This window comes from Hyphomonas sp. (assembly GCF_018402285.1).
In the GTDB taxonomy this organism is placed as follows: domain Bacteria; phylum Pseudomonadota; class Alphaproteobacteria; order Caulobacterales; family Hyphomonadaceae; genus Hyphomonas.
In genome coordinates this window covers 311,719-332,484 of record NZ_JAGYJH010000004.1, presented here as the reverse complement: position 1 = coordinate 332,484, position 20,766 = coordinate 311,719, and the positions used below count along the sequence as shown (strand labels likewise).

The window sequence follows — 20,766 nt, the reverse complement described above, 5'->3', positions numbered from 1 at the left end:
TTGGCCACCTGCCCACATGGAGAATGACACATGCTCGAAGGCATCCGCGTCGTCGAATACGCAACTTACATGGCCGCTCCGGGTGCGGGCTGCATTCTTCGGGACTGGGGCGCCGATGTCGTAAAGATTGAGCCGCCGGGCGGCGATCCGATCCGGCTGTTTTTCCGCACCATCGGCACCGACTATCCGGACAATCCCGTATTCGATTTCGACAATCGCGGCAAACAGTCGATCATCATCGACACCAGCAAGCCTGAAGGTCAGGCACTGATCCGCGAGCTGGTGAAGGATGCTGATGTCTTTCTTACGAATGTTCGTCCAGGCGGACTTTCGCGGTCCGGCCTCGATTATGACTCCCTGAAGGAAATCAATCAGAAGCTCGTCTATTGCTCCCTCTCCGGCTACGGCCTTCAGGGCGAAGATGCTGACCGCCCGGGGTTTGACATCGCCAGTTTCTGGAGCCGCACGGGCGTGGCCAATCTGACCATTCCCAAAGGCGGGGAACCCTTCCCCTTGCGCACGGCATTTGGGGATCACACAACCTCGATTGCAGCCGCTGCGGGCATCTGCGCGGCGCTTGTGGAGGCACAACGTACAGGCACGGGCCGTCTCGTCGAAGCTTCGCTCTTCCGCACTGGCCTCTACACAATGGGCTCAGACCTTGCGATTCAGCTCTTCTTCGGCCGCGTGGCGTCGACCAAGGGCCGTCATGAACAGAATGTCCCGATCTCGAACTTTTATCAGAGCAAGGACGGAAAGTGGTTCTGCATCGTGGCACGCCAGGGTGAAACGGATTGGGCGCCTCTCTGCCGCGTCGTCAACCGGCCAGACCTTGCAACAGATCCCCGCTTCAACAATGCCAAGGGTCGCCGTGCAAACAATGCCGAGGTGGTGAACATTCTCGATGCCGGTTTCGGGGCTTACGACATGGCAGATCTGGCCAAGCGTCTGGACGCTGAGTCGATTGCGTGGGCGCCGGTGCAAACGCTCGCGGATGTGGCCAGGGATCCCCAGGCCCACGCCGCTGGCGCTATTGTTCAGACGCCGAGCTCCAAGGGCGACGGGACGAGTTATGCCTCCCCCGCCTCCCCTGTCCGTTTTCCGGGGGCAGATGATGGTCCGAAAGGTCCCTCCCCTGGCCCTGGAGAACACACCCGGCATGTTCTGGCGTCACTCGGCCATGACGAGGCTGCGATCGAGGACTTCTACAAGTCCGGCGTTGTATTCTGATGATATGAAAAGGGCGCGAGTTTCCTCGCGCCCTTGCTTCTCCAGCCTCAGAAGCGGAAGCCTCAGCTTCCTTTGAATACCGGCGTTCGCTTCTCGAGGATGGCGTTCACGCCTTCGATATGATCATCTGTCTCGTGCATCAGGGCCTGAGACGCCGCCGAAAGCTCCATGATCGTGTCATAGGATGCGTTCGTTCCGTGCCGCATAAGCGTCTTGGCAAGGCGCAGGGCCTGCGGCGGCTGACCGGCTATCCTGTTCGCCATTGCCATCGCCTCGTCCATCAGCTTGTCAGCAGGCACAACCTTGCTGACGAGGCCCCATTCTGCGGCGGTCTTTGCGTCGATCACATCACCGGTAAACAGAAGCTCTGCGGCGCGGGAAGACCCGATCAGACGCGGCAGCAGCCATGCGCCGCCATCTCCCGGGATCAGACCGAGCTTCAGGAACGTAACACCCATCTTTGCGGTTTCAGAAGCGATGCGAATGTCGGCCATGCAGGCAACATCGCAGCCAAGGCCAATCGCCGCGCCATTGATCGCTGAGATCAGGGGCGTCTCCATATTGTACAGCGAGCGGACGATCATGTGGATGTTGCGGCGATATCCTTCCCGGATATCGGCCGGGCTTCCGCCAAAAGCGCCTGTCTTTTCCTTCATCGCCTTGACGTCACCGCCAGCGGAGAATGCCCGGCCTGCGCCGGTGAGGATCGCGCAGCGGATCTGCGGATCAGCGGCTATCTCTGCACACACCGCCGCTACAGCCGGCCCATCGCCTTCCTGCCCAAGGGCGTTCATCATTTCCGGGCGGTTGAGCGTCATCACGGCGATCGGGCCGTGTTTCTCGAGGAGCAGAATGGACATCGGCGTTTCCTTTGGTCTTGGCGGTGTCAGTTTTGAGGGATTTTGGCGGTGTGACGGCTGCCCGGTTCAGGTGGCGCCGCCGGCGGGCCGGCAAAACACTGCGCCTTTGACATCCAGTCTGCAGCGACCGGCCCGGTCACCTCGAGCGAGGTGTCATGAATATTGCGGGTCTGCGTGACGACCTGACAGAACTCTTCCGCCTTGCCTTCAATACGCTCAGCCTCGCTTGGGTTTCCATATGTCCAGATCGCACCGGAAGGCGCCGTCAAGACAATATGGGGCATGTCACCGGGAGGCATCTCCCGGCGTGTTGCATAGGTCCACCCGAAAGTGTTGATCCCCAGCATGACGATGTTGCCGATACGGTCTTCGTTCTGCCTGACGACACCCAGATGATCATACACTTCCTGGCCATGGGCCCAGGTTTCCATCAGCCGCGCCGTAATGGACGAGCGCGCGCTCATGTCCGGCCCGGCCCATTTAAGCCGCGCTTTGGGGTCAGCGACGGCAAACCGGTCTGCGGTTTCCTCAAACTGCTTTTCCCACTCCGCCACGAGCGCGCAGCCATCGAGTCCGCAGAGCGCTTCATTCTCGTACTCACGCATGGACTGGCCGGACTTGGCCATCGTCGTCAGGTGATGAACCAGTTCATCTTCATCCGCCAGCTGTAGATAGGCCATCCGGTTCCAGAAATGCAGGTGCTGAAGTACGTCATGAATGCCCCACCCTTTGAACTGGGTGGGCTCCCGATACCGGATCGGCGCGGTGCCGGAAACGAGGCCATGCAGGGCACGGCTTTCTGCCCGGAAGTCTGCGGCTTGCTGCATGGATCAAAGCTCTCCCTTGAGGTCTTTCATGACGCCGGAGAAATCAAGGCCGTCAAACCCGCGCTCTGAGAGGTTTTCGTAGATGTCCTCGGCCATTCTGCCGAGGCGGATGTCAGCGCCTGCTTGCCTCGCGGCGTTTGCCGCCAGGTGGAGATCCTTAAGCATCATGGCGACCGCAAAACCCGGCCTGTAGTCGCGATTGGCGGGAGAAGTGGGCACAGGCCCCGGCGCGGGGCAATAGCTCGTCATGGACCAGCATTGGCCTGACGAAACCGATGAAATCCTGAAGAAGGTTTCTGCGTCAAGGCCGAGCTTTTCAGCGAGGTTGAACGCTTCGCACGTGCCGATCATCGAAATGCCGAGCAACATATTGTTGGCGATCTTGGCCGCCTGACCATTGCCTGCCCCGCCGGCATGGAAGATGTTCTTGCCCATGCCTTTCAGGACTGGCTCAGCCAGGGAATAGGCGACTTCCCTGCCCCCGGCCATGAACGTCAGCGTGCCCGCTTCAGCGGCCGCCACGCCGCCGGACACAGGCGCGTCGACCATCATGAAACCAGCCGCTTCGGCCTTCTCATGCGCGTCTCTCGCGTCAGTGACAGCGATCGTCGAACAATCGATCAGCAGGATACCCTGAGGCGCATGTGCCGTAACGCCTTCGGGGCCAAAATAAACGCTGAGAACGTGTTTGCCGGCCGGCAGCATTGTGATGACGACATCGACGCCATTTACAGCATCGGCAATTGATTCTGCCGCGCGCGCTCCAAGCGCTTCAGCCGATGCCACTGCCTCCGCGTTGAGATCAAACGCTGCGACGTCATGGTGTGCCTTGACAAGGTTGGCGCACATTCCGCCTCCCATGTTTCCAAGGCCGATAAAGGCAATTTTTGCCATGACTTTTCCTCCGGAGACCCCGCTGGCCTACTTGTCTTCAAACCTGGCAGCGCGCTTTTCACTGAATGCGCTCATGCCTTCTTTCTGATCGGCCGTGCCGAAAAGGCCCTGGAACAGGCGCCGCTCGAACTTCACGCCTTCTGTGGTCGGAAGTTCAAGTGCCCGGGCGACCATCTCCTTTGCAGCCATCAGGGACGGTATGGAGAACGCAGCAATCTCCTCAGCAGCCGCCATGGCAACATCCATCAGCGTATCATGCGGTACAATGCGGGAAACAAGACCGATACGGTCGGCTTCCACAGCGTCGATCATGCGCCCGGTGAGGACGAGGTCCATCGCCCTGGCCTTGCCGACAGCCTTGGTCAGGCGAATGGAGCCGCCCATGCCGGGCGTAACGCCGAGCTTGATTTCAGGCTGACCAAACTTGGCCTTGTCCGACGCGATGATCAGGTCGCACATCAAGGCGAGTTCGCAGCCGCCACCAAGCGCAAACCCGTTGACCGCAGCAATCACCGGCTTGCGGGAGGCCGCGAACCGGTCCCATCCGGCGAAGTAGTCTTCCACATACATATCCGAGAAAGACTGCGGCTGCATTTCCTTGATGTCTGCCCCCGCAGCGAAGGCCCGGCCCGCGCCCGTCAGAACACTGACGGCGATGTCCCTGTTGCGGTCGATCGCCGCGAAGCAATCTACGACTTCCCGCATGACTTCAGCATTTAACGCATTGAGTGCATCAGGGCGGTTAAGGGTAACGACGGCTACCCTGCCCTTCTGTTCAAACTGAATCGTCTTGTAGTCACTCATGTCGGTTTACCCCATTGTCGGAATGACGAACGCCTGATCGCCGATGTCGCCCTCGGGCCAGCGCTGCGTGATTGTCTTGATCTTGGTCCAGAAGCGCACGCCTTCGGGTCCATGCTGGTTGGTGTCGCCGAAAGCCGACCGCTTCCAGCCACCGAAGGTGTGATAGGCCACCGGCACCGGGATCGGCACGTTTACGCCCACCATGCCGACATTCACCTGCGCCGCAAACTCGCGCGCGGCGCGCCCGTTTGACGTGAAGATCGCGCAGCCATTTCCGTACTGATGGTTTGACGGAAGCGCTGCAGCCTCTTCCAGCGTCTCTACCCGCATCACCTGCAACACCGGACCAAAGATCTCTTCCTTGTAGGACTGCATCGAGGCGGTGACATTGTCGAACAGGTTCGGGCCGATGAAATAGCCGCCTTCATTGCCCTGGAGTTTCAAGCCACGACCGTCGAGAAGCAGGCTGGCGCCTTCATCCACGCCCATCTGGATATAGCTTTCGACCTTCGCCTTGTGGGCCGCCGAAACAACCGGGCCATAATGGGCATCAGCATCCGTGGAGATCCCGACCTTCAGAGCGCGCGCCGCTTCGATCATCCGCTCGACGAATTCATCGCCCGTCTTCTTGCCGACCGTTACCGCGACAGGCAGCGCCATGCACCGTTCGCCCGCTGACCCATACGCAGCGCCGACAATATCCTTGACCGCCTGCTCAAGATTGGCGTCCGGCAGGATGATGCCGTGGTTTTTCGCGCCGCCCATTGCCTGCACGCGCTTTCCGTGCGCCGTGCCGGTTGAATAGACATATTGTGCGATGTCGGATGAACCGACAAAGCTCACCGCCTTTATGTCGGGATGGGTCAGGATCGCATCAACCGCTTCCTTGTCGCCATTGACGACATTGATGACGCCTTTGGGCAGGCCCGCTTCCATCATCAGTTCGGCCAGACGCATCGGCACCGACGGGTCTTTTTCGGACGGCTTCAGGATGAAGGTATTGCCGCACGCGATCGCCACGGCCGCCATCCAGCAAGGTATCATCGCAGGAAAGTTAAACGGCGTGATGCCCGCGCACACGCCCAGTGGCTGGCGCATGGAGTAGACGTCAATGCCGGGGCCTGCGCCTTCGGTGTATTCACCCTTGAGGAGGTGGGGAATACCACATGCAAACTCGACGACATCAAGGCCGCGCTGGACGTCGCCCCTGGAGTCGGCAATCACCTTGCCATGCTCGGATGAGAGCATGTGTGCCAGCTCGTCCATATTGGTTTCAACCAGGCGCTTGAACTCGAACATCACGCGCGCCCGGCGCTGCGGATTGGTGCTCGCCCAGCCCGGCAGCGCCGCGCTGGCGGCGTCCACGGCAGAACCCAGCTCGGCTTTGCTTGCCAGCGCCACCCTGCCCTGAACCTTGCCCGTGTTGGGATCAAAAATGTCGCCAAACCGGCCGGAAGTGCCGGCTACATTTTTACCATCAATGAAATGGTGCACCTCGCGCATGCGCGTTTCTCCTGACACTGGCCTGAGTGGCTGTCGCAGCATGGTCTGCGCGCCGACGCGGCGTTTCTGATGGCTGCGGGCTTGCCGCATTTTCAGAGCCGTTGCAAGGAAGTGGCAGGCTTTCAGGCCGCGCTATTGGGCTCATGCAGGAGCCTTCCCGAGAGGAATGCGCCTCGCACACGGGGGACTTGTATGGGCCAAAAACCAACAGGTTTGGGAAAGTGGTGCCGGCTACAGGACTCGAACCCGTGACCCTCTGATTACAAATCAGATGCTCTACCAGCTGAGCTAAGCCGGCACAGGTTTCGCGTTACCGGAAAGCCCCGCCGGGCGCAAGACGCCCCGCTGCAGGACTTGCCCCAGCCCGCCCATGCTGGTTTCCTGCCTTATGCAAAGAAAAGCCCGGTCATGACCTCCAATACGGCCCCTGCTCCGCCCCGCGCCCTCATGCCGGACCTGATCCGGGCATTTGCCCTCGTCGGTATCGCGCTGGTCAATGTCATGGGCTTTGCTCAACCGGCACTGTCGGGATATTACGATGGCGCCCTGGAGTCCCAGTTAGACCAGGCCGCCTTTGGCGCCGTCACCGGCTTGTTCTTCATGAAGTCCTATCCGCTCTTTTCAATGATGTTCGGCGCAGGGCTCGCCTGGCAACTGGCTGCCGCAGAGCGGGTCAGGGCGGATGGCGGCGCCCGGTACTTCCGTCGCATGGCAGCCTTGTTCGGGCTTGGGGCCCTGCATTTTATCTTCTTCTGGTATGGCGACATCCTGATGACCTATGCCCTTCTGGGCTGCCTGCTGTTTACACTGCGCGGGCTCTCCCCCAGGGCGCTGGTCATGACGGGCATCGCGCTGATCGCCCTGAACACGCTCGTTCTGCTGGTGTTTGCAGCTGGCCTTTACGCAGCACAAGCCCATGCGCCAGAGGTGATGGCCGAAGTGCGGGACCCTGTCTTTGATGAAGCGCAAACTCTGGCTTTCACAGAAGGCGGCTTCCTGGCGGCTGCGGCCTGGCGCTTTGGTCAGCTGCCAGCCGTCCTGCCGTCGGTGATCCTGCAGCAGGGGATCGCTGTTTTCGGCTTTTTCTGTTTCGGTCTCGCGGCGGTGAAGGCTGGCGCAATTGACGCGCCTCAGGCCCGCATCTGGCGTCTCTCGCGCCGTGTGCTCCTGCCAATTGGTCTGCTTGGCAGCGCCTGGGGCACCATTTTCCTGCTTGATGCCCCGTCGATTGTGAGTGGCTCCGCCATGCTGGGAATGGCGATCCTTATGGGATTTTCTCCGTTTTCTGCGCTCGGCTATGCCGGTGTCGTTTCCCTGTTTTCCACAGGCCGGCCAGGGCCTGTGCGAACCCTCATTGCCCGCGCTGGCTCGGCATCACTGACTGCCTACCTCTTTCAGTCAGTGCTTCTGTCCTTCGTGTTCGCTGCCTACGGCCTTGGTATGTTCGGGCAAATGACAGCTGCAGGCGCCATTTTGACAGCCCTGCTTGTTGCCCTTTCCTCCCTTGTGTTCACGGCCACCTGGCGCAGCTTTGCCAGGCGTGGACCCATGGAAGGCCTGCTTCGCAGGGTTACCTATTGGAGCCGCGCCTAGAGCTTTCCTTTACCAGCCGGAGCGTTAAAAGGCGCATTCCGCAATAGAAAGGCTCTGAAAAGGCCCCATGACCCAGCCACGGCGCATCCTGATCACTTCTGCCCTGCCCTACATCAATGGCGTAAAGCATCTCGGCAATCTCGCCGGATCGATGCTGCCTGCCGATGTATATGCCCGGGTAATGCGCCTTCGCGGCCATGAGGTGACCTATATCTGCGCCACCGACGAGCACGGCACGCCAGCTGAACTCGCTGCCCAGGCCGCAGGCATGAGCGTTCAGGCCTATTGCGACGAGCAGTACGAAGTCCAGCGCAAGGCCGGTGAAGGGTTCAACCTGTCCTTCGACTGGTTCGGCCGAACCTCACGCCCCGCCAACCACGCCCTGACCCAGCATCTGGCCCAGCAGCTCGAAACGAACGGCCTGCTCGAAGTGCGCACGTCCAAGCAGGTTTATGCGGTTGATGACGGACGGTTCCTTCCGGACCGTTATGTGGAAGGCACCTGTCCGCATTGCGGCTATGAGAAGGCTCGCGGCGACCAGTGTGACAGCTGTGGCCGCCTGCTGGACCCGACCGATCTTCTGAACCCCTATTCCTCGGTGACCGGCAGTCGTAATATCGAGGTGCGCGATACCGATCACCTTTACCTGCTCCAGACCGGTATGCAGGAGCGCATCCGGGACTGGGTCAATCAGAAGGGCAGGAACTGGCCCTCCCTCGCAGTCTCCATCGCCAACAAATGGCTCGACGAGGGCCTGATTGCCCGCTCCATCACGCGCGATCTCAGCTGGGGCGTGAAAGTCACGGACGCGGACGGATCACCGCGTCCGGGCTTCGAGAACAAGGTGTTTTACGTCTGGTTTGACGCGCCGATCGGCTACATCTCCGCCACGCAGGAATGGGCGCAGGCCACGGGCAATGACTGGAAGAAACTCTGGCTGACCGATCAGGGTGCTGACGAAACCGAATATGTTCAGTTCATGGGCAAGGATAACGTTGCGTTCCACACCGTCAGCTTCCCGGTCACCCTGCTTGGCTCTGGCGAACCCTGGAAAACCGTCGACAAGCTGAAAGCCTTCAACTGGGTCACCTGGTATGGCGGAAAGTTTTCGACCAGCCAGAAGCGCGGCGTCTTCATGGACCAGGCGCTCAGCCTTCTGCCATCGGACTATTGGCGCTGGTATCTCGTCTCCAACGCGCCAGAGGGTTCCGACGCTGCTTTCACATGGGAAGGCTTCCAGGCGGCGGTGAATTCAGACCTTGCAAACGTACTCGGCAATTTTATCAACCGGATCACCAAATACTGCGCCTCGAAATTCGATGGCAAAATTCCCGAAATCGGCACATCGGGCGACGCGGAAGCCTGGATGGCAAACGAACTGGCCGAACGCCTGCCGCGCCTCATCGAGTTCTACGAAGCCATGGAGTTCCGCAAGGCCGCCGCCGAAACGCGCGCGATCTGGGCCGCGGGCAACGAATACCTCACCAAGGCGGAGCCTTGGGTGAAGTACAAGAATGATGTGGATGCCGCCGCTGTCGGTGTGCGCGCCGGCATCAACCTGGCCGCGCTTTTTGGCATCATTGCCCAGCCGATCATACCGGACGCGGCAAAGAAGATCCTCGATGCCCTGGGTATCCCGGAGGCAAACCGCAAGATGCCCGGTGGTTCGAAGGCGGAAGACTACGCGGCCTTGCTCGACGCCATTCCGCGCGGCCACGTCATAACGCCGCCAGATGTCCTCTTTCAGAAGATTGAGGATAGCCAGGTTGAAGACTGGACCGCCCGGTTCGGCGGCGGCAAGGACTAGGTTGATGAACCTTGTGCGAACAGGCGTCTGTCAATGCGGACGCATCCGGGCGCGTGCAGCGAGCCTGCGCGATACCTCACATGTCTGTCATTGCCGCATGAGCCAGAAGGCAACGGGAAACTTCTTTGCCGCTTTGGCAGACGTTCCGGACTCAGATTTCCAGTAGGCGCGTGGAGCGCAGGCAGAATTTCACCGCTCCGGGAAAGCCCGGTATGGCTTTTGCCGGCGTCCTCGCCAGCAACACGCAGCATTCCGATCACGACACGCACGAGGGGACGCACAAAGCCTAAATCTTGCGGAAAAACACGGTCAGATTGTTTGCAGGCATTTGAACGACCGACTCCAGGCGCAGTCCCCCCTTCTGCGCCAGCGGCACTAACTCCCCGTCGAGATCCCGCACGCCCCAGCGCGCATCCCGGCGTTTCAGGCTTTCGTCAAATGCGGCGTTTGAAGGGGCAATCACGCCGTCGCGCGCAAACGGCCCGTACAGCGTCAGCAGGCCATCCGTCTTCAGCAATCTGCCTGCCCCCTCGATCAGGCCAGAGACGGCCTCAAACGGCGCAATATGAACCATGTTGGCGCTGAAGAGGACGTCCCAGGCGCCCGGTCGCTCCGCGTCACCCCAATTTGTTTCCGCCGCATTGATTTCCAGCGGCCCTCTCAACAGCGGCGCGCCCGTCGCATGACGCCAGGCGCGCTGGCTTTCCAGGCTCGGTCCGTCAATATCCGAATACGTCCAGTCAAGCCCCGGCAGCTCTGCGACAAGGTAGGCACCATGCTCTCCCGTGCCTGACGCAATTTCGAGCACGCGCGCAGGCAGGCAGAGATGTGCTGAGAGCACATCCCGTATCGCGTCCCGGTTTCGCGCGATGGACGGCGAATAGCGCCGCCCGTCTCCGCCCTCGCCGCGATCTTCCAGCGCAACAGGCGGCCTATCCGCCATGCTGGCGCTTCTCGAAGTCGAACATCTCAGTCGTTACGCTCGCCTGCCCCGGCCCGGAGTAACGGGGACCAACCGCGCGTTCTGGCGCAAACGCCACATCCAGCTGCGCCACCTGCTCCGCTGTCAGACGAACACAAGCTGCCGCATGGTTCTCCTCCATGTGCGCCATGTTCCGCGTTCCCGGAATGGGCAGCACATGCTCCCCCTTCGCCATCGTCCAGGCGATCGCAAGCTGCGCTACCGTGCAATCTGCCTCTGCAGCGATTGTCCGCGCGGCGTCCAGCAGGGGAAGGTTCCCCGAATAGTGCTCATCTGAAAAACGCGGAAACATTGTCCTGCGCATATCGACGGCATGAAATGTCGCCGGATCGGCAGGCGGATCTGCAAGGAACCCCCGGCCCACTGGCGAAAACGCGACCAGAGCAACACCCAGCTCCCGGCACGCCTCAAGGACGGCGATCTCAGGATTGCGAACCCAAAGGGAGTATTCTGACTGCAGCGCGGCAACAGGATGAACGCCATGCGCCCGGCGCAGCTGATCCTCCCCCATTTCCGACAAGCCATAGTAACGGATCTTGCCCTCGCTTATCAGATCGCACATCGCACCAGCAGAGTCTTCCACCGGCACTTTGTGGTCGGGCCGGTGCAGGTAGTAAAGGTCAATCACGTCCGTTTTCAGACGTTTCAGACTGGCTTCACAAGCAGCCTTGATTGCCTCCGGCCGCCCGTCGAGTATCCGCTCGCGCCCCTGAAACCCCAGGACACATTTGCTCGCCAGAAAATACTCTTTCCGGCGATGGCTCAGCGCTTCCCCGATGAGTTCCTCGCTTCGCCCCAACCCATAGATCGTTGCCGTATCAAGAAAGTCGCATCCGATATCCAGTGCGCGGGCGAGAAGCGCTTTGGCGTCGGCTTCATCAACAGGTGGCCCATAAGCGTGCATGATGTTCATGCATCCCAGACCGACCGGATGAACCATCCGGTCTCCAATTAATCTGCGTGCGGCATCCATTGACTAGGCCCTTGCCTTGAAGCGTTGCCGCAGGTCAGCTTTCAGGATCTTGCCATTGGCATTGCGCGGCAGCGGTTCGGCCTGAAACTGGATTTCGACCGGAACCTTGAACGCCGCAAGTTGTCCCGCCACATGCGCGCGCAGTTCAGCTTCGGTTGCCGTCTTGCCCGGCTTGAGCTGCACCACGGCGCCGACTTCTTCTCCCAAGATCTTGTGCGCAATCCCCACCACGGCTGCGTCCATCACCGCCGGATGGTCATACAGGGCGCTTTCCACTTCGATACAGTAGACGTTTTCGCCGCCGCGGATGAGCATGTCTTTCGCCCTGTCAACGAGATAGAGGAAACCCTCTTCGTCAATCCGCGCCAGGTCACCGGTAACGACCCAGCCATTGCGGAAGGTTTCTGCTGTGGCGTCAGGCCGGTTCCAGTAGAGCCGGCAGTTCGCCGCGCTCCTGCACCAGAGTTCGCCCACTTCGCCAGCCGGCATTTCCTTGCCGTCCGGATCGCATATCTTGAGTTCAACCGCCGCCGGCGGAGCCCCCGCGCTGGACGGCCGGTTCACATAGTCCTCACCAATGTTCAGGGTCGCCGTCGCGCAGGTTTCCGTCATGCCCCAGCCATTTCCAGGCGCGGCGTCGGGGAAGCGTTTCTTGATGGTTGAGACAAGCTCTGGCGCAGATGGCGCACCGCCATAGGAAATCGCCTGAATGGACGAGAGGTCGTATCTGTCCCTGTCGGGATGTTCAAGAATCTGCCACGCGATCGCCGGAACGCCGCCAACGGCCGTGATCTTCTCGCCCTCAATGATCGGCAATGCCTCGCCCGCGTCCCACTTGTACATCGCGACAACCTTATCGCCCCTCAGGGCCGAGGGGATGAGGATGGCGAATGAACCGGTCGCATGGAAAAACGGAATGGAGATCAGCGTCGCGCGCATGGCCTCCGGATCGGGTTCCGGAATGGCCTCGCCCTTTCTCAGGAACATGCGCGCCTGGCAAGCCGAGGAGTTGAACATGTTCGTGATCACAGCGCGGTGGGTTGCCAGGGCGCCCTTCGGTTTGCCCGTTGTGCCCGACGTGTACATGATTGTGGCATCGTCATCGGGCCCGATGTCGACACCCGCCGGCCCGGCGTCTGCAAGTTTGCCCCAGCTGTTGGGATCCCCCACAATCGCATCCAGCGAGGAAACGCGCGGGTCCGCGATCTCTTCGGCAGTATCCCGGGCGATGAGGATATGCTCGAGCTCTGGCAGCTTGTGCAGATGATCGCGAATACGCTCATAAATCTGCAGATCCATGATCGCCAGTTTGACACCTGCAAATGACAGCCCGTACTCCAGCTCTTCAGCCGTCCACCAGGAGTTCATCGGCGTGGCGATCGCGCCGAGGCTCAGCGCCGCGTAGAAGCCCAGCGGCCATTGAGGATAGTTGCGCATCACGATGGCGACCCGGTCGCCCTTCCTGATCCCGTATGTGTCGCGCATTTCGGCGGCCAGCCTGCGAACGGCAAGATGAAGCGCCCGGAACGTCACCCGCTCGTTCTGGTAAACCAGATAAGTGCGCTCTGCGAACTGCTGCGCCGCCAGATCAAGAATTACGGGAATGTTTGGCGGCGCGTTCTTGTAAACCTTCATCGGCACGCCCCGGATGACGGCGTCTTCGAGTTCGAGCGGTGAGCCAGGCCCGGCCAGCAATGCGTTAGCCTGTGCGATCGGCATGACGGGCCAATTCGGGGGAAGATTATCTGACGGCATGGGTTTCCTCGACGTGTATGTTTGCTGCCGCCAGACAACCACGCACGCGCCGGATATAGAAGAGGGTCACCTGCGACACCGCGTCATTTTTTGCGCCAGAAGCCTCCCATCGCCGCCAAAACGCAAAAACTTTTCCGTGAACGAGGCTAGAAGCCCCGGCTCCTGCTCATGCTATCGCTCGCCATCAGCCGCCCAGGTCACCCCTCAGATCAGGTGATCGCCACAACCTCTTCAAGGTCAGTGTCAGGATTGAACGCTCGCGGCCGGGACGTCCGGGCTCATCCCGGCAAGACCGGGAGCGTGATCAGGACAAGAACGCCTATAAGAACGCGCTCAAGAACGATTGTTGTCGCGACACTTGCAAAACTGACCGGAAGAGCAAATAGCCCCGTCGCCGACAGTCCAAACGCTCCGAAAGAAGTCAGAACAAGCGGCCAGCAAATCTCCGGGCGCTCCCCTGCCCGGAACTCTGCTTTCGGGGTCGAGCGCCCCGCGCCCAGCGCCGCCATCCAGAGCATGGGGTAAAAACTCTCCGAGCGGTCCTCGAAGTTGGCTGAGCCTTGCAAAATGCAGGGGGGAGATGGGAAGGCGAGAGGTGTTTCCTGAACGCTCGAGGAGAAGCCTTCCAGCCTGCCCGCCGCTGGACCCGAACCCGGCGTACCGCTGCAGTGGGAACCGTCAGCCACACTGCGCCCTCCGGTCCAGTCTTTTCCAACCGGTCCGGAAAGCCCCGCCAGAGTGTTTCCCCCTTTTCCAGGATCGAAACCCTCTGGCGCAACTGATTTGCGTCCATGCAGCTCCCCGCTCAGTAAGGAGCGGCCTGATCCTACTTCCCGAAGTCGCAAAAGCGCAGTTTGCGCGCCGTGCCGTCCCGGTCGGAGACCGTGTAGCTTTGCCCGGTCAGCCCGGTTTCATCGCAAAGATAGCCGATCTGGTACATCGCCAGCTTCACTTCATTGTCCGGCTCGATCGAGTATTGCGTCATCAGGTCAATTGCCTCCTGGTGCCGGCCCAGCTTCATAAGGGCGTAGAACTGCTCGGTATACGTCGACGCGGGCGAAGTGACCACGCCATTGAGCGTCTCCATCTCCGCCCGGGCCGCCGGCAACTTGCCTTGTGCCTGGCGTGCCCACTGCGTGGCCGGATAGGTTGCGATCACCTCATCGAAATAACCCACTGCGCCGGCAACATCATTGCCGGTGGGGCTCATGCTGAGGACCCCCAGCTGGAAGAGAACATTTGCTTTCTGGTCAGGTGTCAGCTCGGGATCGCCCGCAAGCTGCATCAGACGCTGGATAGCCGTCGGCACATTGCCGGCGTCCTGCAGCTCGGCTGCAGTGGTCATGCCCAGTTCGAACTGGGACGGCACCACAACAGCCGCAGCCGGGGTGCCCGCCGGCTCGGTCTGAGTTGCACAGGCGGCAAGCACGATTGCAGACGCCATGGCGGCGAGGCTGAGACGCATCATATCAAACTTCCTTCTTGCAAGCGGAATCAGGGGAATTGCCAGCTCCTGCATACCCTGCCCAAACGAGCGGGCACAGGGCCGAAGTGTGATGTTAGTGTGGCAATGCCTCAGGCGGAGGCCAGACGCTCGATGGCTGACATGTCGCCCCGCCCAAGTGCCTCAATTGCCCGCAGGGCAATGTGGCGTGCAGAAAGGCCTGCCTGATCATACATGGCGGCTGGGGTGTCCTGATCCTGGAAGATATCCGGAAGCGTCATGACGCGAACCTTGAGGCCTCTGTCGAGCGCGCCGCAATTGGCCAGATGTTCAAGCACAAAGCTGCCAAAGCCGCCGCGCGCGCCTTCTTCGAGGGTCACGAGCACTTCATGCTCCCTGGCCAGCCGTTCGATCAACTCATTGTCCAGAGGCTTGGCAAACCGTGCGTCCGCGACCGTTGCACTCAAGCCCTGGGCCGTCAGCATGTCAGCCGCCCTGAGGGCTTCCTGCAACCGGGTCCCGTAGGAAAGGATTGCGATCGAGGTGCCTTCGCGAACGACCTTGCCCTTGCCGATTTCGAGCGGGGTCAGGAGTTTGGGGATCTCGACGCCGGTGCCCTCGCCCCTCGGATAGCGCACTGCGCTCGGGCAATCATCAAGTTGCAGGGACGTCAGCACCATCCGCGCCAGCTCTGCCTCATCCGAAGGTGCCATGCAGACAAAGCCCGGAAGCGCGCCCAGGTAGCCAACATCGAAAGACCCCGCATGGGTCGCCCCATCCGCGCCGACAAGACCGGCCCGGTCTATGGCAAAGCGAACCGGCAGCTTCTGGATGGCAACGTCATGGACCACCTGGTCATAACCGCGCTGCAGGAATGTCGAATAGATTGCGCAGAACGGCTTCATGCCATCGGCGGCAAGGCCCGCCGCAAACGTCACGGCATGCTGCTCGGCGATGCCAACGTCAAAATGGCGTTCAGGGAACTTCTTGCCGAAAATGTCCGTACTCGTGCCAGACGGCATGGCAGCCGTAATTGCGCAGATCCGGTCATCTGTTTCGCCGAGTTCTGCCAGCGTCTGGCCGAACACCTTCTGATAGCTGGGCGGTCCGCCTGCGCCCTTGGCCTGCTCGCCGGTCACCACGGAGAATTTGGAAACTCCGTGATACTTGTCGGCGGAGTTCTCGGCGGGCGTATATCCCTTGCCCTTCTGCGTCACCACATGCAGCAGGATCGGCCCGTCCTGCATCGTCTTGATGTTTTCCAGAAGGTCCAGCAACGTATCGAGATCATGCCCGTCGACCGGGCCGATATAATAGAACCCCATCTCTTCGAAGAGTGTGCCGCCCATCGCAAAGCCGCGCAGGTATTCCTCTGCGCGCCGCGCGGGCGATTCCAGCCCCATCGGCTGAACAACCTTCTTGGCGATCCGGCGCAGGCCCCGATAGGGCCTTGAAGACACAAGCCTCGAGAAGTAATGGCTCATCGCGCCCACGGGCGGTGCAATCGACATGTCATTGTCATTCAGGATGACAATCATCCGTGAACGGTCGGCCCCGGCATTGTTCATTGCCTCATAGGCCATGCCGGCAGACATCGACCCGTCTCCGATAACGCAGATGACGTGATTGTCCTTGTTCTGCAGATCCCGCGCTTTCGCAAAACCGAGACCCGCCGAGATCGACGTCGAGGCATGAGCCGCCCCGAACGGGTCATACTCGCTCTCGGACCGTTTGGTGAAGCCGGACAATCCCCCGCCCTGGCGCAGCGTGCGCATGCGGTCCTTGCGGCCGGTCAGGATCTTGTGCGGATAGCACTGGTGCCCGACATCCCAGATGAGCTTGTCGGCCGGCGTTTCGAAAACCGAATGGATCGCCACGGTCAATTCGACCACGCCAAGACCCGAGCCCAGATGACCTCCGGTTACCGATACGACATCAATAACCTCCTCGCGGACTTCGGCGGCAATCTGCTTCAGATCGGCGCGGCTGCGGCCTTTGAGGTCCGACGGCGAATCGATCGCGTCTAGGAGGCGGTTTGGGCGTGTCTCAGTCATGTCTGCGTGCGTCTCTCGTCGTCGCGTGTGCCCGATCCTAGCGGGGTCTGTTGAGCACATAATCAACCGAATGCAGCAGGATGTGGGCCTTGTCACGGAAAATTGCCAAATGTTCCTTGGCCTGCGCGGCCAGCAGCCGCACCCTTTGCCGGGCACCGTCGACCCCCAGGAGGGTCACAAAGTTCGCCTTTCCGGCGTTTTTGTCCTTTGAAAGCGCCTTGCCGACAACGCTTTCATCTCCTTCTGCGTCCAGGATGTCATCGGCAATCTGGTAGGCGAGCCCCAGATCGTTGGCAAAGCCCGCCAATGCGTTGCGCTCCGCTTCCCGGGCATGCCCGATGATGGCGCCCGCCTCCAGGGCGTAGGATATCAGCGCCCCCGTCTTCAGCCGCTGCATGCGGGTGATTGTGTTGAGGTCCCGTGGGCTCTTTTCCTCCAGCATGTCGATCATCTGACCGCCCACCATGCCCCGCGCGCCCGAGGCGTCTGCCAGACGCTCGATCAGCTGCACCCGCACAGCCGGATCATCATGTGTCTCGCTGGAAGCGAGTATCTTGAAGGCCAGCGTCAGCAGCGCGTCGCCCGCAAGGACAGCCGTCGCCTCGTCGAAAGCTTTGTGAACGGTCGGCTGCCCGCGGCGGAAATCATCGTCATCCATGCACGGCAGGTCGTCATGCACCAGAGAGTAGCAATGCACGCATTCAAGTGCAGCCGCCGTCCGCAGGAGGCTTTTCTCCGATACGCCAAACATGGCGCCCGTCTCCAGTACGAAGAACGGCCGCATCCGCTTTCCATTGGCCAGCGCCGCATGGCGCATGGCGCGCATGAGGTTGGCCTCAGGGCCGCTGGCGGGCGGTATGAGCTGGTCCAGCGCCACGGTCACCTTGTCGGCGACCTCTTTGAGGCGCTGTTCGAAATCGGCAACCTGCCCGGATTCCACCCCCATTGCAGCGCGCCTAATCGAATGAGGCGGGCTCGGTCGCCGGACCGTTCGCCCCTTGCACGATCTGCTCGACCTTGAGCTCTGCGGATTTCAGCCGGGCATCACAATGCGCCTTCAGGGCCGCGCCGCGCTCATAGATCGCAATGGACTTCTCTAGCTCCACCTCGCCCGCTTCGAGCTGCCGGACAATGCCTTCCAGCTCGGCCAGGGCTTCTTCAAAGCTCATTTTATCAACGGGTCTGGCTTTGGTATCCGACATGGCGCGCCTGTTTTGTGAAACCGTACGAGACTGTCTAAAGCCCGCAGCGAGGCCCTACAACCGTAATCGTGTCACTTCCCACGGTATTCGTAGACGCGGTAGGACCAGTAGCTGTCTCCGCCATCGCGAACGCAAACCCAGCCAAGAGCGCGCAGTTCCGGCCTCAGCATCCGGTTGAACCATCCGTGTGCGGCCAGATAAACCTTGGCCTCGGCGGCCGCGTCATGCAGCTTCGCCGCCGCCGCCCTGGCCCGGGCGCGGGCCTCGGTGACGGACTCTCCATCCAGAGAATGCCCGGTTAGCCAGACCGTCCTGGCCAGCACATTCCAGGTCTTTGGCAATGCCCGAAACCCGTGCAGTCTCGGGGGCGGCAGAGGTGCTTCATTGAACACCGGGTCGTAAACTGCTTTGAGATGGGGCGCCGCGCTGTCGGCGGTCTGCTGCGCCCTGAGCCTGGCAGAGGCAAAGACTATGTCTGCGTCCTTGACCATGTTCTTCAGAGCGTCCGGCGCAGCTTGCCCGTCCGCCAGCGGTCCCAGCTCGTATCGCGCCCACCAGTCGACATAGTCCCGCCAGTGGATGCGCGGTCCCATATTGCGGTCCAGGGCCGGCCGCCCGTGCCGCGAGACTATGATCGGCCCACGGCTCGGCTTTGTCGATGTCGTATCGGGCATCGCCAGTTTTCCGTCTCGCCGCTGGAGGCCCCGCGCCCCCCGGTCAGACCCCGACTAGCGGTGTTGGCCCCGGCGGGCAAGATTGGAATGCCCTCTCACAGGTCCTTCCAGACCCGTTTGCGGCAGGGCTCATCATCCTGAAGCTTGCAGCGATGAAAGGTCATCAGCACCGTATCGGCCCGCCCGATCAGGTGATCGAGGGGCACAAATCCGATGGAGGCGTCGTCTGCAGCAACCCGCAGCGGGCATCCGGCCCGGTCAACAACACCGTTTACCGGCGGGCAATGCCCGGAAAGTTCACGGCTGTCATAGGAATTGTTGCGGTTGTCGCCCACCAGGAACATATGCCCCTCGGGCACGACAAAAAGCGCCGTATCGTCAACAGGGTGCCCGCGCAGGCCCCGATGGGTCAGCCAGGTCTTGTCCCCGATGGTCTCCTGCCATTCATAAGCTGTGTCCACCGTGTCAGTCCGGTCAGGCACATAGCGCACCGTGCGCTCAAATTCAGCCTGCACCGGCTGACCGTTGATCACCAGCTCCTCATTGATCATCTGCACGGTGTCGCCCGGCAGGCCGACGACGCGCTTGATCATGACCCGCTCTGAATGCGTGTGCTCGAACACCACAACATCGCCGCGTTCGGGTGTTCCGGGAAAATAGCGGCCACTCCCAAGGGGAAGATAGCGTCCAATGCTCAGTGGCAGGGAATAGCGCCCATAGCCGAAGGCGAACTTAGAGACGGCAACCCGGTCGCCGACTTCCAGCGAAGGCACCATGCTCTCGGAGGGAATCACCCGCTGCTCGTAAAGCAGTCCGGTAAACAGCAGGAAGGCCGGCGCCACGATGGCAAGGGTTGCGCCCCATTCGCGCAATTCCTGCTTCACCTTCGCCCAAAGCCCGACAGGCTGGGATGGCGCCTCGGCCGCGACGCTGTTTTCCTCAGTCATTCCAACCTCGACTACCATCAAACCGGCTTGTCTTAGACGAAAAGCCATACCCTTGCGAAGGCGAAATGCCCGGCAGGACTGTAATTCAATGTGACGCCAATCGGCACGTCATGCGAGGCTGTAGAGCAGTGCCCCGTCGCTGTCGGGACGGGTTTTTACCTCTCCCCGGTGGATCAGGTAGTTGAGGTGCGCCAGGGCTTCACCGGTGGCGCTGCCCATTTCATCATCCTTGATGGCGCGTCCGAACAACGTCACGAACGTGTCCGGAACCCTGACCGGCCCCTTCTCCAGCTTCTGGCGAAGCCGCGTCAGCGACGTCTCATGCCCGGCAATCAGGTTGCGAAGCCGTATATGCGCGCCTGTGAACGGCTCATTGTGCGCTGGCAGGATGAAACAATCCTCGGGCAATTCACGCAGCAGCTTCTCGCAGCTCCTGATCCAGTCATCGAGCGGATTGGCACCCGGCTCGGTCGGGTGAACCGACACATTGGACGAAATCCGCGGCAGCAGCTGGTCGCCCGTGATCGCCATATTCAATGTTTCGCTGAACAGGCACACATGCTCGGGCGAATGCCCGTTGCCGGTGATGACCCGCCACTCCTGCCCGGCCAGCTTTACGCCATCGCCATCTTCCAGCCGCCTGAAAGCGTCCGGCATCTGGCTGACGCCCCGCCCAAAGCCCCCGAAGCGCGACACATAGTTGTCAATGGCCTTCTGCGGCCAGCCCGCGCGAACGTAGAAGTCGATCCCGGCTTTCGGCGCGTCCCGGCCGGTGTCAGCCACCAGCATCCGGCAGGTCGTATATTCCAGACGGCTGATCCACAGCTCCGCATCATACTTGTAACAGAGCCACCCGGCGCACCCGATATGGTCGGGATGCATATGGGTAATGATCACCCGTTTCAGCGGCTTCTCCGGCGTTACCCGCTCATCGAGCAATTTGCGCCAGGCATCCTTGGTGTCAGGCAACGGCATGCCGGTATCCACGATGGTCCAGCCATCGCCATCATCGAGTATCCAGACATTGATGTGCTTGAGTGAAAACGGCAGCGGCATCCGCGTCCATTCCACACCCGGCGCCAGCGTGATCGCCTCTCCAGGCTCGGGTGCCAGTGTTCCGTGCGGAAAGGTCAGACCCTTGTAATGGGTCGGTTCTGAAAGAAATCCATCCATGAGGCTCACGATACGGCGGCAGCCCTCCCCGTCGAGCCGTCACG

18 protein-coding genes, 1 tRNA gene and 1 pseudogene are annotated in these 20,766 nt (G+C 61.0%); 4 read left to right on the top strand and 16 right to left on the bottom strand.

Annotated elements, in window-relative coordinates:
• The first annotated feature begins 30 nt into the window (after positions 1-30).
• Complete coding sequence (locus KG722_RS11315) at positions 31-1,230, top strand: CaiB/BaiF CoA-transferase family protein (protein WP_213271880.1); 1,200 nt, start codon at positions 31-33, stop codon at positions 1,228-1,230.
• A gap of 62 nt (positions 1,231-1,292) precedes the next feature.
• On the opposite strand, the gene KG722_RS11310 is transcribed toward KG722_RS11315, so the two are convergent.
• The 6 genes from KG722_RS11310 to KG722_RS11285 form a co-directional block, all read right to left on the bottom strand.
• On the bottom strand, positions 1,293-2,090 hold the full coding sequence (locus KG722_RS11310) for a crotonase/enoyl-CoA hydratase family protein (protein ID WP_213271879.1): 798 nt from the start codon (positions 2,088-2,090) through the stop codon (positions 1,293-1,295).
• 26 nt (positions 2,091-2,116) lie between these two features.
• Complete coding sequence (locus tag KG722_RS11305) at positions 2,117-2,917, bottom strand: TIGR03084 family metal-binding protein (protein WP_213271878.1); 801 nt, start codon at positions 2,915-2,917, stop codon at positions 2,117-2,119.
• Between the two features lie 3 nt (positions 2,918-2,920).
• Complete coding sequence (gene mmsB / locus KG722_RS11300) at positions 2,921-3,811, bottom strand: 3-hydroxyisobutyrate dehydrogenase (protein WP_213271877.1); 891 nt, start codon at positions 3,809-3,811, stop codon at positions 2,921-2,923.
• 27 nt (positions 3,812-3,838) lie between these two features.
• Positions 3,839-4,615, bottom strand: coding sequence for an enoyl-CoA hydratase-related protein (locus KG722_RS11295; RefSeq protein WP_213271876.1), 777 nt, complete (start codon positions 4,613-4,615; stop codon positions 3,839-3,841).
• 6 nt (positions 4,616-4,621) lie between these two features.
• The gene (locus tag KG722_RS11290; RefSeq protein ID WP_213271875.1) at positions 4,622-6,118 is read right to left on the bottom strand and encodes a CoA-acylating methylmalonate-semialdehyde dehydrogenase; all 1,497 of its coding nucleotides are present in this window, start codon (positions 6,116-6,118) and stop codon (positions 4,622-4,624) included.
• 222 nt (positions 6,119-6,340) lie between these two features.
• A tRNA-Thr gene (locus tag KG722_RS11285) sits at positions 6,341-6,416 on the bottom strand.
• Between the two features lie 110 nt (positions 6,417-6,526).
• Between KG722_RS11285 and KG722_RS11280 the strand changes: the two genes are divergently transcribed.
• The 3 genes and pseudogenes from KG722_RS11280 to KG722_RS15470 form a co-directional block, all read left to right on the top strand.
• Positions 6,527-7,711: a DUF418 domain-containing protein gene (locus tag KG722_RS11280; RefSeq protein WP_213271874.1), complete on the top strand. Its 1,185-nt coding sequence runs from the start codon at positions 6,527-6,529 to the stop codon at positions 7,709-7,711.
• A 67-nt stretch (positions 7,712-7,778) separates the two neighbouring features.
• Positions 7,779-9,518, top strand: coding sequence for a methionine--tRNA ligase (gene metG, locus KG722_RS11275; protein WP_213271873.1), 1,740 nt, complete (start codon positions 7,779-7,781; stop codon positions 9,516-9,518).
• 4 nt (positions 9,519-9,522) lie between these two features.
• Positions 9,523-9,654, top strand: a pseudogene (locus KG722_RS15470) (GFA family protein); the annotation flags it as partial.
• A gap of 150 nt (positions 9,655-9,804) precedes the next feature.
• Here the strand turns inward: KG722_RS15470 and KG722_RS11270 are convergent.
• The 10 genes from KG722_RS11270 to KG722_RS11225 form a co-directional block, all read right to left on the bottom strand.
• Positions 9,805-10,461, bottom strand: coding sequence for a DUF938 domain-containing protein (locus tag KG722_RS11270; RefSeq protein ID WP_213271872.1), 657 nt, complete (start codon positions 10,459-10,461; stop codon positions 9,805-9,807).
• Positions 10,451-11,440: an aldo/keto reductase gene (locus tag KG722_RS11265; protein WP_300998445.1), complete on the bottom strand. Its 990-nt coding sequence runs from the start codon at positions 11,438-11,440 to the stop codon at positions 10,451-10,453. Before KG722_RS11265 ends, KG722_RS11270 begins: the two co-directional genes overlap by 11 nt.
• A 36-nt stretch (positions 11,441-11,476) precedes the next feature.
• Positions 11,477-13,228: an AMP-binding protein gene (locus KG722_RS11260; RefSeq protein ID WP_213271870.1), complete on the bottom strand. Its 1,752-nt coding sequence runs from the start codon at positions 13,226-13,228 to the stop codon at positions 11,477-11,479.
• An 826-nt stretch (positions 13,229-14,054) separates the two neighbouring features.
• Positions 14,055-14,696 carry a hypothetical protein gene (locus KG722_RS11255; protein WP_213271869.1) on the bottom strand — a complete coding sequence of 214 codons (642 nt, stop codon included), beginning with the start codon at positions 14,694-14,696 and terminating at the stop codon, positions 14,055-14,057.
• Between the two features lie 107 nt (positions 14,697-14,803).
• A complete protein-coding gene (dxs, locus tag KG722_RS11250; protein ID WP_213271868.1) occupies positions 14,804-16,726 on the bottom strand; it encodes a 1-deoxy-D-xylulose-5-phosphate synthase in 1,923 nt (640 codons plus the stop codon).
• A gap of 37 nt (positions 16,727-16,763) precedes the next feature.
• Complete coding sequence (locus KG722_RS11245) at positions 16,764-17,672, bottom strand: polyprenyl synthetase family protein (protein WP_213271867.1); 909 nt, start codon at positions 17,670-17,672, stop codon at positions 16,764-16,766.
• 10 nt (positions 17,673-17,682) lie between these two features.
• Positions 17,683-17,928, bottom strand: coding sequence for an exodeoxyribonuclease VII small subunit (locus KG722_RS11240; RefSeq protein ID WP_213271866.1), 246 nt, complete (start codon positions 17,926-17,928; stop codon positions 17,683-17,685).
• Between the two features lie 71 nt (positions 17,929-17,999).
• Complete coding sequence (locus KG722_RS11235) at positions 18,000-18,602, bottom strand: histidine phosphatase family protein (protein WP_213271865.1); 603 nt, start codon at positions 18,600-18,602, stop codon at positions 18,000-18,002.
• Positions 18,603-18,697: 95 nt separating this feature from the next.
• Complete coding sequence (gene lepB / locus KG722_RS11230) at positions 18,698-19,549, bottom strand: signal peptidase I (protein WP_300998443.1); 852 nt, start codon at positions 19,547-19,549, stop codon at positions 18,698-18,700.
• 108 nt (positions 19,550-19,657) lie between these two features.
• Complete coding sequence (locus tag KG722_RS11225; RefSeq protein ID WP_213271916.1) at positions 19,658-20,722, bottom strand: MBL fold metallo-hydrolase; 1,065 nt, start codon at positions 20,720-20,722, stop codon at positions 19,658-19,660.
• Positions 20,723-20,766: the final 44 nt, after the last annotated feature.

Excerpts from the sequence above, each read along its gene's own strand:
- KG722_RS11225 (WP_213271916.1), bottom strand. The coding sequence starts at position 20,722 with ATGGATGGATTTCTTTCAGAACCGACCCATTACAAGGGTCTGACCTTT.
- KG722_RS11280 (WP_213271874.1), top strand. The coding sequence starts at position 6,527 with ATGACCTCCAATACGGCCCCTGCTCCGCCCCGCGCCCTCATGCCGGAC.
- KG722_RS11235 (WP_213271865.1), bottom strand. The coding sequence starts at position 18,602 with ATGCCCGATACGACATCGACAAAGCCGAGCCGTGGGCCGATCATAGTC.
- KG722_RS11265 (WP_300998445.1), bottom strand. The coding sequence starts at position 11,440 with ATGGTTCATCCGGTCGGTCTGGGATGCATGAACATCATGCACGCTTAT.
- KG722_RS11260 (WP_213271870.1), bottom strand. The coding sequence starts at position 13,228 with ATGCCGTCAGATAATCTTCCCCCGAATTGGCCCGTCATGCCGATCGCA.
- KG722_RS11245 (WP_213271867.1), bottom strand. The coding sequence starts at position 17,672 with ATGGGGGTGGAATCCGGGCAGGTTGCCGATTTCGAACAGCGCCTCAAA.
- metG (WP_213271873.1), top strand. The coding sequence starts at position 7,779 with ATGACCCAGCCACGGCGCATCCTGATCACTTCTGCCCTGCCCTACATC.
- KG722_RS11270 (WP_213271872.1), bottom strand. The coding sequence starts at position 10,461 with ATGGCGGATAGGCCGCCTGTTGCGCTGGAAGATCGCGGCGAGGGCGGA.
- KG722_RS11305 (WP_213271878.1), bottom strand. The coding sequence starts at position 2,917 with ATGCAGCAAGCCGCAGACTTCCGGGCAGAAAGCCGTGCCCTGCATGGC.
- KG722_RS11295 (WP_213271876.1), bottom strand. The coding sequence starts at position 4,615 with ATGAGTGACTACAAGACGATTCAGTTTGAACAGAAGGGCAGGGTAGCC.
- KG722_RS11290 (WP_213271875.1), bottom strand. The coding sequence starts at position 6,118 with ATGCGCGAGGTGCACCATTTCATTGATGGTAAAAATGTAGCCGGCACT.
- mmsB (WP_213271877.1), bottom strand. The coding sequence starts at position 3,811 with ATGGCAAAAATTGCCTTTATCGGCCTTGGAAACATGGGAGGCGGAATG.
- KG722_RS11240 (WP_213271866.1), bottom strand. The coding sequence starts at position 17,928 with ATGTCGGATACCAAAGCCAGACCCGTTGATAAAATGAGCTTTGAAGAA.
- KG722_RS11255 (WP_213271869.1), bottom strand. The coding sequence starts at position 14,696 with ATGATGCGTCTCAGCCTCGCCGCCATGGCGTCTGCAATCGTGCTTGCC.
- dxs (WP_213271868.1), bottom strand. The coding sequence starts at position 16,726 with ATGACTGAGACACGCCCAAACCGCCTCCTAGACGCGATCGATTCGCCG.
- lepB (WP_300998443.1), bottom strand. The coding sequence starts at position 19,549 with ATGACTGAGGAAAACAGCGTCGCGGCCGAGGCGCCATCCCAGCCTGTC.
- KG722_RS11315 (WP_213271880.1), top strand. The coding sequence starts at position 31 with ATGCTCGAAGGCATCCGCGTCGTCGAATACGCAACTTACATGGCCGCT.
- KG722_RS11310 (WP_213271879.1), bottom strand. The coding sequence starts at position 2,090 with ATGTCCATTCTGCTCCTCGAGAAACACGGCCCGATCGCCGTGATGACG.